Source organism: Bradyrhizobium sp. 1 (assembly GCF_023073315.1).
Taxonomy (GTDB): Bacteria; Pseudomonadota; Alphaproteobacteria; order Rhizobiales; family Xanthobacteraceae; genus Bradyrhizobium.
Genome location: NZ_JADPJH010000020.1, coordinates 1 through 14248 on the forward strand (window position 1 = coordinate 1; position 14248 = coordinate 14248).

Annotated in this window: 16 protein-coding genes; 12 read left to right on the top strand and 4 right to left on the bottom strand. The window is 62.9% G+C overall.

The window, feature by feature from the left end; genetic code table 11:
* Positions 1 to 909: 909 nt before the first annotated feature.
* The 3 genes from IVB29_RS15930 (at position 910) to IVB29_RS15940 (ending at position 3866) form a co-directional block, all read left to right on the top strand.
* Complete coding sequence (locus tag IVB29_RS15930) at positions 910 to 2574, top strand: acetolactate synthase large subunit (RefSeq protein WP_247504328.1); 1665 nt, start codon at positions 910 to 912, stop codon at positions 2572 to 2574.
* A 246-nt stretch (positions 2575 to 2820) separates the two neighbouring features.
* Positions 2821 to 3168 carry a Lin0512 family protein gene (locus IVB29_RS15935; protein ID WP_247504329.1) on the top strand — a complete coding sequence of 116 codons (348 nt, stop codon included), beginning with the start codon at positions 2821 to 2823 and terminating at the stop codon, positions 3166 to 3168.
* Between the two features lie 5 nt (positions 3169 to 3173).
* Complete coding sequence (locus IVB29_RS15940; RefSeq protein WP_247504330.1) at positions 3174 to 3866, top strand: GNAT family N-acetyltransferase; 693 nt, start codon at positions 3174 to 3176, stop codon at positions 3864 to 3866.
* Between the two features lie 42 nt (positions 3867 to 3908).
* On the opposite strand, the gene IVB29_RS15945 is transcribed toward IVB29_RS15940, so the two are convergent.
* Entirely contained in the window at positions 3909 to 4466 is a 558-nt protein-coding gene (locus IVB29_RS15945) for a hypothetical protein (RefSeq protein WP_247504331.1), read from the bottom strand.
* 246 nt (positions 4467 to 4712) lie between these two features.
* Here IVB29_RS15945 and IVB29_RS15950 point away from each other — a divergent pair, with 246 nt between their 5' ends.
* The 4 genes from IVB29_RS15950 (at position 4713) to IVB29_RS15965 (ending at position 7639) form a co-directional block, all read left to right on the top strand.
* Positions 4713 to 5897, top strand: coding sequence for a serine hydrolase domain-containing protein (locus IVB29_RS15950; protein WP_247504332.1), 1185 nt, complete (start codon positions 4713 to 4715; stop codon positions 5895 to 5897).
* 30 nt (positions 5898 to 5927) lie between these two features.
* Positions 5928 to 6587, top strand: coding sequence for a DUF429 domain-containing protein (locus IVB29_RS15955; protein ID WP_247504333.1), 660 nt, complete (start codon positions 5928 to 5930; stop codon positions 6585 to 6587).
* A 117-nt stretch (positions 6588 to 6704) separates the two neighbouring features.
* On the top strand, positions 6705 to 6854 hold the full coding sequence (locus IVB29_RS15960) for a hypothetical protein (protein WP_247504334.1): 150 nt from the start codon (positions 6705 to 6707) through the stop codon (positions 6852 to 6854).
* An 80-nt stretch (positions 6855 to 6934) separates the two neighbouring features.
* The gene (locus IVB29_RS15965; protein WP_247504335.1) at positions 6935 to 7639 is read left to right on the top strand and encodes a glutathione S-transferase N-terminal domain-containing protein; all 705 of its coding nucleotides are present in this window, start codon (positions 6935 to 6937) and stop codon (positions 7637 to 7639) included.
* Positions 7640 to 7641: 2 nt separating this feature from the next.
* Here IVB29_RS15965 and IVB29_RS15970 read toward each other — a convergent pair whose 3' ends face one another.
* Both IVB29_RS15970 and IVB29_RS15975 read right to left on the bottom strand, forming a co-directional pair.
* Positions 7642 to 8424 carry a sulfite exporter TauE/SafE family protein gene (locus IVB29_RS15970; protein WP_247504336.1) on the bottom strand — a complete coding sequence of 261 codons (783 nt, stop codon included), beginning with the start codon at positions 8422 to 8424 and terminating at the stop codon, positions 7642 to 7644.
* Between the two features lie 263 nt (positions 8425 to 8687).
* Entirely contained in the window at positions 8688 to 9059 is a 372-nt protein-coding gene (locus IVB29_RS15975; protein ID WP_247504461.1) for a tRNA-binding protein, read from the bottom strand.
* A 110-nt stretch (positions 9060 to 9169) separates the two neighbouring features.
* Between IVB29_RS15975 and IVB29_RS15980 the strand changes: the two genes are divergently transcribed.
* Positions 9170 to 9523, top strand: coding sequence for an ArsC family reductase (locus IVB29_RS15980; protein ID WP_247504462.1), 354 nt, complete (start codon positions 9170 to 9172; stop codon positions 9521 to 9523).
* Between the two features lie 24 nt (positions 9524 to 9547).
* Here IVB29_RS15980 and IVB29_RS15985 read toward each other — a convergent pair whose 3' ends face one another.
* The gene (locus tag IVB29_RS15985) at positions 9548 to 10222 is read right to left on the bottom strand and encodes a hypothetical protein (RefSeq protein WP_247504337.1); all 675 of its coding nucleotides are present in this window, start codon (positions 10220 to 10222) and stop codon (positions 9548 to 9550) included.
* A gap of 307 nt (positions 10223 to 10529) precedes the next feature.
* Here IVB29_RS15985 and IVB29_RS15990 point away from each other — a divergent pair, with 307 nt between their 5' ends.
* The 4 genes from IVB29_RS15990 to IVB29_RS16005 all read left to right on the top strand — a co-directional run bounded on the left by IVB29_RS15990 (position 10530) and on the right by IVB29_RS16005 (position 14247).
* Positions 10530 to 11285 (top strand): ABC transporter ATP-binding protein, encoded by a 756-nt coding sequence (locus IVB29_RS15990; RefSeq protein ID WP_129273315.1) that lies wholly within the window; start codon positions 10530 to 10532, stop codon positions 11283 to 11285.
* The gene (locus tag IVB29_RS15995) at positions 11278 to 12024 is read left to right on the top strand and encodes an ABC transporter ATP-binding protein (RefSeq protein WP_247504338.1); all 747 of its coding nucleotides are present in this window, start codon (positions 11278 to 11280) and stop codon (positions 12022 to 12024) included. The genes IVB29_RS15990 and IVB29_RS15995 overlap by 8 nt, the downstream gene beginning before the upstream one ends.
* Positions 12025 to 12085: 61 nt before the next feature.
* Positions 12086 to 13306 carry an ABC transporter substrate-binding protein gene (locus IVB29_RS16000; RefSeq protein ID WP_247504339.1) on the top strand — a complete coding sequence of 407 codons (1221 nt, stop codon included), beginning with the start codon at positions 12086 to 12088 and terminating at the stop codon, positions 13304 to 13306.
* Between the two features lie 71 nt (positions 13307 to 13377).
* The gene (locus tag IVB29_RS16005) at positions 13378 to 14247 is read left to right on the top strand and encodes a branched-chain amino acid ABC transporter permease (RefSeq protein ID WP_247504340.1); all 870 of its coding nucleotides are present in this window, start codon (positions 13378 to 13380) and stop codon (positions 14245 to 14247) included.
* The last annotated feature ends 1 nt before the right edge of the window (position 14248 follow it).

Genomic DNA, 14248 nt, shown 5'->3' on the forward strand with positions numbered 1-14248 from the left:
CCCGAAATCCAACATTCTTGCCCAGCCTCGTCGGGCAAAACACCCAACCGGCGGGTCAATCCGCTCCCGAAAAAACATTCCGCTTTACCGAAATTCGGCTTTGGCGTAGTAATGCGCCACCTCATCCCGGTCAGAGGGGCGTATCGCGATCGTCACGAAACGTGGGGTGAGCTGCGGTGGACGCAGGCAGCATCGGCGCGAAGGGTTTCGCAGGGCGGGTAACCGTGAGCGGAGCACGTCGCGCACACGACCGGTGCTATCAGCGTACGGTAAAACCGTGTCGTCCTGGCGCCCGGGGTCTGTGCGCCAAGTCCTGTGGTGATGTTGCGGCCCGACCGGGTGCGCGCATCAGCCATCCGCAGGGCGACGGGGGCAATAGTGCATCGCTCCCCGGGGAGAACTCGGCATAAGCCGTAAAACCATTGCGCAGGGAAGGCCGTGTGTTGGGCTTCACCTGTATGCCGCTGTGCAGCCTCTTGTAGCGCAACCTTCGCACAGTGGACCGTGGGTGCCAGCCGGCACCCGGTCTTCCCTGCGCCCTCTGACAAGAGGGTGTCGAGATGAAGCAAAGCTCGGGCGAAGCAAGTCGCGAGAACGCGATCGTGTGTCTGCGGAGCAAAGGTCTCGTGCCCGGACGCAGCGCAGCGCGCCTTGGCGGTGCGCTGCAGAGCCGGGGCCCACGAAGCAGTGAAACGCGGGATATCCTGGGTCCCGGCTCTGCGCAGCAACGCCAAAAGCGCGTTCACGCGCGTCTTCGACACGCTAAGAGCGTTGCAGCGCGTCCAGGACACGAGAAGGACGAGCACTGTTACTCCACACGCCGCATTGTGAGTTGTGCCTGCGCCGCAGACCGTTACGATGCGCCGGCTCCCATGGAACCGGGGAGACAGCACAGCAAACGGAGGCGACATGAGCGGACAGGGCCACAAAGTTAAAGGATCGGACCTGTTTGTCGCGGCACTGGAAAACGAAGGCGTCGACCGCATTTTTGGCGTGCCCGGCGAAGAGAACCTTGACCTCGTCGAATCCCTCCGCACGTCGAAAATCGAGCTGATCCTGACCCGCCACGAGCAGGCCGCCGCCTTCATGGCCGCCACGCATGGGCGGTTGACCGGCAAGCCCGGTGTTTGTCTCTCCACGCTCGGCCCCGGCGCGCTCAACCTGTCCACGGGAGCTGCCTATGCGCATCTCGGCGCGATGCCGATGATCCTGATCACCGGCCAGAAGCCGATCATGAGCAGCCGGCAGGCGCGCTTCCAGATCGTGGACGTGGTCGCGACCATGAAGCCGCTGACAAAGCTGTCGCGGCAGATCATCAGCGCCTCCAGCATTCCGACTGTGGTACGCGACGCCTTTCGCGTGGCGATGGAGGAGCGGCCCGGGCCGGTGCATCTCGAACTGCCCGAGGACATCGCCGGCGACGAGGTGCCTTACGCTCCCGTGATCCCGGTCCATCCGATCGAAATCCCGGTCGCCCACCGCGCCGCGCTTGACCGTGCCGCCGAAATGATCCTGGCCGCAAAACGTCCGCTGGTGATGATGGGGGCCGCAACCAGCCGGCCAAGCTCGACCCACGGCATCGCGAGCTTCGTGCGGCGGACCGGCATTCCGTTTTTCACCACGCAGATGGGCAAGGGCACCGTGCCCGGCGGCACCAATCTCTACATGGGCACTGCGGCGCTGTCCGAGCGCGACTATGTCCACGATGCGATCGACGCTGCCGATCTGATCGTGGCGATCGGTCACGACCCGATCGAGAAGCCGCCCTTCATCATGGGCCCGTCAGGACCGAAGGTCATTCACGTCAGCTACACCACGGCGAGCGTCGAGCTGGTCTATTTTCCCGATGCGGAAGTCGTCGGCGACGTCGGGCCGAGCCTGGAGCTCTTGGCCGACCGGCTCGAAGGAAAGCTGCCGCAGGCGGCGGCGCTGTTGCCATTGCGCGAGGAGATACTCAGCCACATCGCGGATCGCGCCACCGAGGCGCGCTGGCCGCCGACGCCGCAACGGATCGTGCACGACATCCGCCAGGTGATCCCGGAGAACGGCATCGTCGCGCTCGACAACGGCATGTACAAGATCTGGTTCGCACGCAACTACCGCACCCGTGTCGCCAACACGCTGTTGCTCGACAATGCGCTGGCGACCATGGGCGCAGGGCTGCCGTCGGCGATGATGGCCGCGATGCTCTATCCGGATCGCCGCGTGCTCGCGGTTGCCGGCGACGGCGGCTTCATGATGAACAGCCAGGAGATGGAGACGGCCGTTCGCCTCAAGCTCAACCTCGTCGTGCTGGTGCTCGAGGACAACGCCTACGGCATGATCCGCTGGAAGCAGGCGGTCGATCACTTTGCCGATTATGGCATGACCTTCGGCAATCCCGACTTTGTCCTCTATGCCAAGTCTTATGGCGCCAAGGGCCATCGCATCGCGAGCGTCGACAGTTTTGGCCCGACGCTCGATGCCGCCTTCAACGAAGGCGGCGTGCATCTGGTCGTGATCCCGATCGACTATTCGGAGAACGTGCGGGTGCTGGTCGATGAGCTACGGGCACACGAGAAGGCGAAGGCGTGATGTGGAAGCAGCTGCGCGCGAAACGACGGTCTCGTGCCCCGGACGCAACGCAGCGCTCCTTCCGCGGTGCGCTGCAGAGCCGGGGCCCATGCATCAGCGAGCTCTGCGGCCTCCTGGGTCCCGGCTCTGCGCAGCAACGCGAAAAGCGTTGCAGCGCGTCCGGGACACGAGAGGAACAACCGAACTTGTGTCGCGCGCCCCGATCGCCGACATTCCCGATCACTCAACCAACCACAGGAATATGAAATGCCTCGCGTTCGCTGTATCACCGAGATGGGCATGGGCGTCGACGTCCACGGCAGAGACGCCACCAAGGCGGCGAAGCGCGCCGTGTCGGATGCGATCAGGCATTCGAGCCTCGGCTTTTTCCGGATGATCGACAAGACTGCGAATGACATGTTCGTCGATGTCACGATCGCGGTGCCCAACCCTGAGGCGGTGGACAAGGAAGCCGTCGCCAAGGAGCTTCCTTACGGCACCGTGACCGTCAACGCGGTCAAGGGCGGGTTGGAGATTCCCTCGGCGACGGAACAGGCCAACGACCCCATCCTCATTGCCAATGCGGCGGTGATCGTCAGCTTCGAGAAGGATTAAGCCCGGTGTCCGACAGCGATGTGGCGCTGCTGGATCGTCCGATCTGGAGTGCGCTGACGACGAGCCAGAAGTATCTGGCGGAGGGCGGGGCGCGCGCGCTGCGCTATCCCGAGGACATGACGCCGTTCGCCGACATGGTCGACATGTCGGAGGCAAGCTTTGCCGCGCTCGGCGATCTCATGTCGGGATCGCAGGTGGCCGCGCTGTTCACGCCGGAGCCGGTTGTCGTTCCCGACGGCTTCAAGGTCGTGCTGGCCGAGACCGGCGAGCAGATGATCGGCTCGCCGGTTGACAGCCCGCTTCGCGAGGGCGAGATTGTCACGCTCGGCAAGGCGGACGTTCCCGCGATGATGGCGTTGACCACGCTGACCAAGCCCGGGCCGTTCGCCGCGCGGACGCACGAACTCGGAACATTCCTCGGCATCCGGGCCGGCGGCGAGCTGGTCGCGATGACCGGCGAGCGGATGAAGCCGGGCAATTTCACCGAGATGACGGCGGTCTGTGTGCATCCCGATCATCGCGGCCGCGGCTACGCGCAGGCGCTGCTTGCGGCCGTTGCGCGCCAGATCGAGGCGCGCGGCGAAATTCCGTTCCTGCACGTGTTTTCCAGCAATGCGTCCGCCATCGCCCTCTATCAGCGGCAGGGCATGCGGATTCGCCGCCGCCTGCACGTCACGGCATTCATGAAGCAGGGATGACGGCCCGGCGGCGTGCGCCGGGCGGTCGTCATGTTTCAGGCCTCAGGTCTTGTAGTCGACGAGCAGCGAACTCGCCGAAGACGAGTTGGAGTTGCCGCTGGAGCTGTAGGAGGTCGACTGGCTGGTCGCACTCTGAAGCATCGCGATCAGCTCCTTCATCAGTTCCGCGGTGGTGGTGGAGGACGAGCTGGAGGAGGAATCGGTCGAGGATGTGGAGTCCGTACTGGTCGTGCTCGATGAGTCGCTGCTTCCATCCGGCGGCGGAGGAGGGCCACCGGCGCCATTTGCGCTGTTGGAGAAGGTGCTGGAGAACACGTTCTTCAACTCGCTGGCCTGGTCGCTGGTCAGCTTGCCGCTCGACACCTCGCTCTGGATGAGGTCGTCGATCTTGGACTGCATCTCGTCCGGCGAGGGCGGCGACGAGGAGCTCGAGCTCGATGCGCTGCTCTTCATCGCTGTATCGATGTCGTCGAGCGCGGAGGAGAGCGCGGATTCGTCGCTCGAGCTGATGGTGCCCGCCGAAACTTCCTTGGTGAGCTCGCTCTTGAGGCGGTCGAGCGGGGAGTAGGAACTGGTGGTCGTTGCAGAGATCGAGGTCATTGCTGGTCACCCCTGGTGAAAATGAAGATACGCAGAACATGGGGGCGAGGCTAAAGGTCGCGCGATTAATGAGGTCTTTCCGCAAAGGTTGCAGCGCTTTTCGTTGTGTTGCTCGCTCCCGGGACGAACACGCGGTGAAACAAAAATGTGGGTTCTTCGGCACGTCCGGAGCTTCGTGCGAACGGGCTTCCCCGCAGCCGATTCGTCGTTATATCCATCTCAACCAATTCAGGGAGGCCGCACTTCATGGACGCCAGGGCAACCGATTTTTCCGCCGCGCGGACGGCGATGCAGCGCTATGTCGATGAGGAGATCATCCCGGGCGCGTCCTGGGCCGTGCTGCGCGGGCGTGAGGTGGTCGACCAGCAATGCGTCGGCTTCGCCGACCGCGAGGCCAAAACCGTACTCCAGCCCGATCACATTTTTCGCGCGTACTCCAACACCAAGATCTTCGTCACGTGCTCGATCATGCTGCTGGTCGAGGAGGGCCGCATCGGGCTTGATGACACGATCGAGAAATTCCTGCCGCAGCTCGGCCATCGCAAGGTCCTGAAGCAGGACGCGGCAAGCCTTGCCGATGTCGAGCCGGCCAACAGCCCGATCACGATCCGGCAGCTTCTCACCCACACCTCCGGCCTCAGCTACGGCATCTTCGATCCCGGCTCGGTGCTGTTCAACGGCTACAACGCAGCCGGCGTGCTCAATCCGCTGACGCCCCTGACCGACATGATCGACAAGCTCGCCGATCTGCCGCTGTCCTATCATCCCGGCGAGGCTTGGGAATATTCGGTGGCGACCGACGTGCTCGGCCGCGTCGTAGAGGTTGTGTCGGGCAAGTCCCTCGACGCTTTCCTCAAGGCGCGCATCTTCGATCCACTCGGCATGACCGACACCGGATTTTTCGTGCCCGAGGCGCAGCAGGGCCGGCTGGTTGCGCACTACACCGGCGCCGACGTGCTCGACCCGATGAAGCCCGGCCTGACGCGCGCCGACAATCTGCCGTATCCGCAGGCCTATCGGCGCCCGTTCCCGCGGCTGTCGGGTGGCGGCGGGCTGGTCTCGACCTTGCCTGATATGCTCGCGCTGGTGCGCGCGCTGCTGCCGGGATCGGATGCGCTGCTGAAGCCCGAGACGTTGCGGCAGATGATGACGAACCAGCTGCCGGCGGGGCAGACCATCCGTTTCGCCAATCTCGGCCCGATCCCCGGCAAGGGCTTTGGCCTCGGCGGTGCCGTCACCTTCGCGCCGATGCCGTTCGATCCGCCGAATTCGATCGGTGAATTCCAGTGGGGCGGGCTTGCCGGCACCCATTGGTGGATTTGCCCTGAGGCCAACACCGCGGGCGTGTTGATGGCCCAGCGCCACATGGGCTTCTGGAATCCGTTCTTCTTCGAATTCAAGCGCCTGGCCTACCAGGCGGTCCGAGGCTGACCGCGAGAGCGCGGCCGTTGGAATCATGACGTGCCCAACTATCTCGGCCTCGATGGATTTCGTTTCGGCTGGGTCGCCGCGTGGATCGATGATCGCGGCGATCACGGATTCGATTACTCGTCTGGCCTGGAACGCTTGCTCGCGCTGTCGCATGCGCGCGCAATGATCGACATGCCGATCGGGTTGAAGTCGAGCGGCTATCGTTGCTGCGACCAGCAGGCGCGCAAATTGGTTGGCCCTGCAGTCTTCCTCGGCGCGCGTCGCGATCTCTGGAATTTCTCGGATATGGCGGCTGCAAATCAGCACTATCGACAGCGCGGTGACAAGGGCGTGTCGTGCCAGCTATGGAACATCAGAGAAAAAATGAAGGAGGTCGATGACTTCATCAGTCCGGATAAGCAGACGACAATTGGCGAAGCGCATCCGGAATTGATCTTCTGGAATTTGGCGGGGCGAGCTCTGCTTGCGAGGAAAACATCGGCGCAAGGGCGCGAGCAACGCATCGAACTGCTGACGCAACGCGGCTTTACACGCTTGCCGAACTGGCTGATGCAGCGTCACGGCACCGGCATCGGGCGTGATGATCTCATCGACGCCTGTGCCTGCGCGGTTGCTGCACGCGAGAGCACGCAGCGTGTCGGCGGACCGGAAATCGATCCGCGCGGGCTGCGGATGGAGATCAACTATTGATGCGTTCGGCCGCGAGGTCGCAACCGGGAAAATGTGGCAATTTATTCACCGCGCCCAGGAACTGGCTGTGGTCGGCCGGCGTTTTCCGTGCGAACAGATTGCAGAGAAGTCCTCGCGATGAACGATGCCAGTCAATTCGCGACCGCGATGCTCGCGCTCGTTTTCACCGGAGCCCTGCTCGTCACCGGGCAGCTCTTCATCGAGCAACGCGCGCAGCGCGACATGCGCCAACAGTCATTTGCAGCGGCCGTTGTGATCCGGCCGTGATGCGTGACGATTGCCGGCCTTGCGTCATTCGCCCGCCGGTTTAGATTGGGCTGCATCTCACGCATGCAGTTGGGGTCCCGATGTCCGATCTTTCTTCCTTTGCCATCACCAAGCGCTGGCCGGCCAAGCATCCGGAATTGCTTCAGCTCTATTCGCTGCCGACGCCGAACGGCGTCAAGGTTTCGATCATGCTGGAGGAGATCGGGCTGCCTTACGAGGTGCATCTCGTCGATTTCGGCAAGGACGACCAGAAGACGCCGGAATTCCTCTCGCTCAATCCGAACGGCAAGATCCCGGCGATCCTCGATCCCAACGGCCCCGGCGGCAGGCCGCTGCCCTTGTTCGAGTCCGGTGCGATCCTGCAATATCTCGCGGAGAAGACCGGCAAGCTTTTGCCCGAGGACGCCGCCCGCCGCTACCAGACGCTCGCATGGGTGCATTTCCAGATGGGCGGCATCGGGCCGATGTTCGGCCAGGTCGGCTTCTTCCACAAATTCGCCGGCAAGGATTTTGAGGACAAGCGTCCGCTCGAGCGTTACGTCGGAGAGTCCAAGCGCCTGCTCGGTGTTATGGAAACGCATCTCACGGGCCGGCAATGGTTCATGGATGACGACTACACCATCGCCGACATCTCCATGCTCGGCTGGGTGCGCAACCTCAACGGTTTCTACGGCGCCGGCGATCTGGTCGGATTCAGCCAGTTCAAGTCGGTTGGCGCGTGGCTGGAGCGCGGCCTTGCGCGCCCGGCCGTGGAACGCGGGCTGAACATTCCGAAGCGGCCGTGAGACTACGTCAAAGCCTTGTACGTCATGTAGAGCGCCATCAGCGAGACGAGAGCGATCATGGCCCGGCGCAGCACCTTTTTGTTGACGCCGTTGGCTGCACGAGCGCCGAGATCGGTGCCGATCCAGAGGCCGGCAACGACGCCGACGACGGCCGGCCAGCCGACCATGAGACCTTTGCTCCAATAGATCGAGGCTGCCGGAATGTTGGTGGGAATCACCGAGAAGATGAGGCTGACGAGCTGCGCCTGATGTTGTGGCACGCGCAGACCCGCGGCGAGGCCGACGGTGATCGCAAGGCCCCCGCCGATCCCCATGAATCCGGAGGAAAATCCGGCAAGCACGCCGATGAGGAACAGGGGGAGCCAATGGAGTTCTTGCTGACCGCCGGTTTCGTCAGCTCCGTCCTTGCGGTCGCGCCGCAGGATCAGCAGGGCGATCAGCGCGACGAGATAGCCGACATAGGTCCATTGCAGGACGGAATCCGAGACTGCTGCCGCAGCGTAGCCGTCGCCCGCGCCGCCGACGAGAAATCCGATGCAGATCCAGACGATCCACAGCAACGGACTGCGATTGCCGTTCTGCCAGTAGCGGCGCACGCCGGCGAGACCCGTCGGAGGAATCTGCGTGATCAGCGACGTGCCCTGGGCGACGTGTTGCTCGGCGCCGAGCAGCAGCACGGAGAAGATCACGAGGCCGCCACCAGGGCTCGTGCCCGTGAAGCCCGATGCCAGTCCTGCGACCAGACCGACACCGCCTCCGGCGATGAGTTCGTGAAGCCAGGACATCGCTCACGTCCTCGTTCGTCGCTTGATATCGGGCCTGGTGCGGAATCCTTCGATGACGCCCGCCACCGCCGTCATGCAGGCCTCGACATCAAAGTCCTCGCCCCAGCATTTTTGCAGCACAAAGCCCTGGAAGAATCGCGATCAACACGCGAGCGATCGCATTGGCGTCGAGAAGGGATTTTGGTCAAGTCCGGGGCCGCCCGAAGTTGGAAAGCAGGAGGATCAAACCGCAGAGGCGACGCTGCAGCTTCGATCACGGGCGGCTAAAATAGCCGTCCGCCGTTCGGCACGGGCTTGCTTGGCTGCACCAGCATGACCTTGCCGTCGGCATCGGGAAAGCCGAGCGTCAGCACCTCCGACACGACAGGTCCGATCTGGCGCGGGGGGAAATTGACGACGGCCGCGACCTGTTGCCCCACCAGCGTCTCGAGCGGATGGTTTTCGGTGATCTGCGCCGAGCTCTTGCGCACGCCGATGGCGGGACCGAAATCGATCCACAGCCGCCAGGCCGGCTTGCGCGCCTCCGGGAATGGCTTTGCATCGACGATGGTGCCGACGCGGATGTCGACCGCAAGGAAGGTGCTGAAGTCGGTGGTCGGCGAGGCGGCAGCGGCGGGATCGTGGGTGACGTGCATCATGTGTCCGTTCGGTAGAGGTCGAGAGCTTCGTTCACAATATTGTCGCGCGAACGGGAGTTTCGTACAACGCCGCAGCCGAAGCAGCACGCATGCGCGAGGAACTGGTCTTGCCCAACATCATCTACGGCATCAAGAACTGCGACACCATGAAGAAGGCGCGCGCCTGGCTCGACAGCCATGGCGTCGCGTATGAATTCCACGATTACAAGGCGGCGGGCGTCGAGAAGGACAAGCTCAAGCAGTGGAGCGACAAGGTCGGCTGGGAGACGCTGCTCAATCGCGCCGGCACGACCTTCAAGAAGCTGCCCGAGGCCGACAAGGAAGGCCTCACCGAGAAAAAGGCGTTGGCCTTGATGCTAGCGCAACCATCGATGATCAAGCGGCCTGTGCTGGAGGTCGGCGGCAAGCTGCTGGTCGGCTTCAAGCCTGAGATCTATGCCAAGGACGTCGAGGCCAAGTAGCTCGGCGCCAAATCGCGCTGAGGGCTAGTTCAGCTCGACGATCTCGCTGGTAACGCCGGGCTGTTCGGCGAACTCGACCACGTCGGCCGCGGCGATGCGGCCGGGCGCGCGATGAAACAGGTCGCGATCGATCACCGCGCGCAATTTCGGCCGCGGCAGCGCGTCATTTCCGCGCATCAGATTCTTGATCTCGAAGCCGCCGTCCTCGCAGAATGTCTTCAGCGAGGCGATGACGTGGCAGACCTTGCCTTCGGTCTGGAACGGCAGCAGCAGCCGCTCGTAGGCGACGACGCGTCCATAGATGTCGTCGACATCGGCAACGCTATAGACCGGCAGCCCGCGCGCGACGCATTCATGATAGATGGGCATCACGAAGGGGACGAGCCGCGGCCCGATATAGTCGTCGAGCAGGACGCCCTTGCCGGTATGCCCATAGGCGCGCGAGATGCGCGTGCCTTCGCTCTGGATCGTAAGGCGTGGCGTCGGCTCTGAAATGTCCACTGTATAATAGATGAGATCGGACAGCTCTTCCTCGAGCCGCGCCGGCTGGTACTCCCAGATCGCCGGTGCCATCTGCTCGCGCGCATAGAGTCGCAGCCACGTGTTCAGGAGATCACGCTGCCTGATCGACTTGACGACAGAAGGAGGGGCGCTTGCAAAATCCAAGACAATATTCCCGACGTCTAAAAACCTGCGCATGATCCAACTTGCGGGAAAATTTTCTATGAAGGCTGGCGCGCGGGACGAAAGACCGTTAACGACGCCTTGATGACCGGTGCCTTGCAAACCGGGAGGCCGGGCAGGCGACATCAAAACAGGTCCGACTAAGGGAGCATAAGTCTCCCGGCCGGAGACCTGATCTGCTCAGCTTTCCGCCTTGCCTAACCCCCGTCACCTCCGGCATATTCCGCGCCCGGAGGCGGCGTTCCGGGAAGGCTCCAAGGCCCCCGGAAAGCCGAAACACTAAGGACAGCCACGCGTATTGCGCGGGCGGGGGGAAATCTGTTTGGCCGATGAGTTCATTCTCGAAACGGAAGGCTTGACCAAGGAGTTCGCGGGCTTCTTCGCCGTCCGCGACGTTGCGCTCAAGGTTCGCCGTGGGAGCATTCACGCGTTGATCGGCCCGAACGGGGCTGGCAAGACGACGTGCTTCAATCTTCTGACCAAGTTCCTCAAGCCGTCCGCCGGAAAAATCCTGTACAAGGGACAGGACATCACCGCGATGGCGCCGGCCGACGTGGCCCGCCTGGGGCTGGTCCGTTCATTCCAGATCTCGGCGGTATTTCCGCATCTCACGGCGCTGGAAAACGTCCGTGTCGCGCTTCAGCGCCAGCACGGAAGCTCCTTTGATTTCTGGCGCTCCAAGTCGGTGCTCAACCAGTTCAACGATCGCGCGCGTGAACTGTTGAACGATGTCGGCCTTAGCGAGTTTGCCAACACGCCCGCGGTCGAAATGGCCTATGGGCGCAAGCGCGCACTCGAGATCGCAACCACGCTCGCGCTCGACCCCGAGATGATGCTGCTGGACGAGCCGATGGCCGGCATGGGCCACGAGGACATCGACAAGATCGCGGCGCTGATCAAGCGCATCTCGGCGAAATACACCATCCTGATGGTCGAGCATAATCTGAGCGTCGTCGCCAATCTCTCCGACATCATCACCGTGCTGACGCGCGGGCAGGTGCTGGCGCAGGGCCATTACAGCGAGCTCACCAAGGACGAGCGCGTCAAGGAAGCGTATCTGGGAGCTGGTCATGCCTGAGACTGCAACTGCGGACGCTCCCGCAAACACTGCTGCCGGCGGCAATATTCTTCAGGTGCGCAACCTGGAAGCCTGGTACGGCGAGTCGCACATCCTGCACGGGATCAATTTCGACGTGAACGCGGGTGAGGTCGTCACCCTGCTCGGGCGTAATGGCGCCGGCAAGACGACCACGCTGAAGTCGATCATGGGGATCATCGGCAAGCGCGCCGGCTCGGTGAAGTTCAACAATCAGGACATCATTCGCACGTCCTCCGACAAGATCGCGCGGATGGGCATCGCGTTCTGCCCGGAGGAGCGCGGAATTTTCTCCAGCCTCGATGTGCGGGAGAATTTGCTGCTGCCGCCGGTGGTGCGCCCGGGCGGATTGCCGCTCGAGCAGATCTTCGACCTGTTTCCGAACCTGAAGGAACGTCTCAACAGCCAGGGCACCAAGCTCTCCGGCGGCGAGCAGCAGATGCTCGCGATCGCGCGCATCCTGCGCACCGGCGCAAGCTTCCTGATGCTGGACGAGCCGACCGAGGGCCTCGCGCCCGTCATCATCCAGCAGATCGGCCACACCATTGCGCGGCTCAAGAAGGAGGGTTTTACGATCCTCCTGGTCGAGCAGAATTTCCGCTTCGCATCCACCGTCGCCGACCGTTACTACGTGGTCGAACACGGCAAGATCATTGACGGATTTTCCAACGCGGAGCTTGCCGCCAACATGGACAAGCTCCACACCTATCTCGGCGTCTAAGGCGGCCAAGCATCAAATGGCCAAGAAAAATGGCGAAGAGAAGATTCACGAGGGAAGTCATATGAAGAAGTCGATTGCATCGTTTCTGCTCGGCACGGCGCTGGCCGTGACCAGCGCGGGCGCAGCCTTCGCGCAGGACAAGACCGTCAAGATCGGCGCGCTGTCCGATCAGTCCGGCCTCTATGCCGACCTCGGCGGTCCCGGCTCGACGCTCGCAGCCCAGATGGCCGTTGAGGATTCCGGGCTCGCTGCGAAGGGCTGGAAGATCGACATCATCTCGGGTGATCACCAGAACAAGCCCGATATCGGCACCGCGATCGCGCGGCAGTGGTTCGACGTCGACAAGGTCGATATCATTGTCGACGTGCCGAACTCCGGCGTGGCGCTCGCCGTCAACAACGTCATCAAGGAAAAGAACGGCGTCTACATCAACTCGGGTGCCGCGACCTCGGACCTCACCAACGCGCAGTGCTCGCCCAACACCGTGCACTGGACCTACGACACCTACATGCTGGCCCATACCACGGGCCAGGCGCTGGTGAAGGCCGGTGGCGACAGCTGGTTCTTCCTGACCGCGGACTACGCCTTCGGTGCGGCGCTCGAGCGCGACACCACGGCCGTGGTCACCGCCAACGGCGGCAAGATCGTCGGCGGCGTCAAGCATCCGCTGAACACGCCGGACTTCTCGTCCTTCCTGCTCCAGGCGCAGGCCTCCAAGGCCAAGATCATCGGCCTTGCCAATGCCGGTGGCGACACCACCAACACGATCAAGCAGGCGGCCGAGTTCGGCATCGTCAAGGGCGGCCAGAAGCTCGCGGCGCTGCTGCTGTTCCTGACCGACGTCAAGGCGATTGGCCTGGAGACCGCGCAGGGCCTCAACTTCACCGAGACTTTCTACTGGGACATGGACGACAAGACCCGGGCGTTCTCGAAGAAGTTCTCGGGGAAGATGAAGAACGGCGCGATGCCGACCATGGTGCAGGCCGGCGTCTATGCGGGCGTGCGCCACTATCTCAAGGCGCTGGACGCACTCGGCGGCAATCCTCATGACGGCGTCAAGGTCGTCGAGAAGATGAAGTCGATGCCGACCGAGGACGATCTGTTCGGCAAGGGCGAGATCCAGCCGAACGGTCGCACCATCCACAGCGCCTATCTGTTCGAGGTGAAGACGCCCTCGGAATCCAAGGGGCCGTGGGACTTCTACAAGCTGGTCGGTACGGTGCCGGGCGACCAGGCCTTCACGCCGCTGTCCGAGAGCAAGTGCGCGCTCTTGAAGAAGTAAGACCAACAGCCCGCCGGCTGTGAGCCGGCGGGCGCCTCTAGGGAACGCCGAAGGGACTGGGTGCTGGATCGATGCAGGCTCTCTACGCACAGCTACTGGTGGGACTGATCAACGGCTCGTTCTACGCGCTGCTCAGTCTCGGGCTTGCCGTGATCTTCGGCATGCTCAACATCATCAATTTCGCCCATGGCGCGCTCTACATGATGGGCGCCTTCGTCGCCTATTTCCTGCTGAACAATGATTATCTCAGCATTGGCTACTGGCCGGCGCTGCTGATCGCGCCGATCATCGTCGGCATCTTCGGCATGATCCTGGAACGGACCATGCTGCAATGGTTGACCGGGCTCGACCATCTTTACGGGCTGCTCCTGACCTTCGGCATCGCGCTGATCGTGCAGGGCGTGTTCCAGAACTACTTCGGCTCCTCTGGCCTGCCCTACGCCATTCCCGACCAGCTCAAAGGGGGCATGAATCTTGGATTCATGTTCCTGCCGATCTACCGCGGCTGGGTCGTCGTGTTTTCGCTGATCGTGTGTCTGGGAACCTGGTTCCTGATCGAGAAGACACGGCTCGGCGGTTACCTGCGCGCCGCGACTGAAAATCCGACGCTGGTTCGCGCCTTCGGCATCAACGTGCCGCGCATGATCACGCTGACTTACGGATTGGGCGTCGGCCTAGCCGCGCTCGCCGGCGTGCTCTCGGCGCCGATCAACCAGGTGCGGCCGCTGATGGGCGCTGACCTCATCATCGTCGTGTTCGCGGTGGTGGTGATCGGCGGCATGGGCTCGATCATGGGCTCGATCATCACCGGGTTCGCGCTGGGTGTGATCGAGGGCATGACCAAATATTTCTACCCCGAGGCCTCCAACACCGTCGTGTTCGTGCTGATGGTGCTGGTGCTCTTGGTAAAGCCAACGGGATTGACGGGAAGGGCGGCCTGAT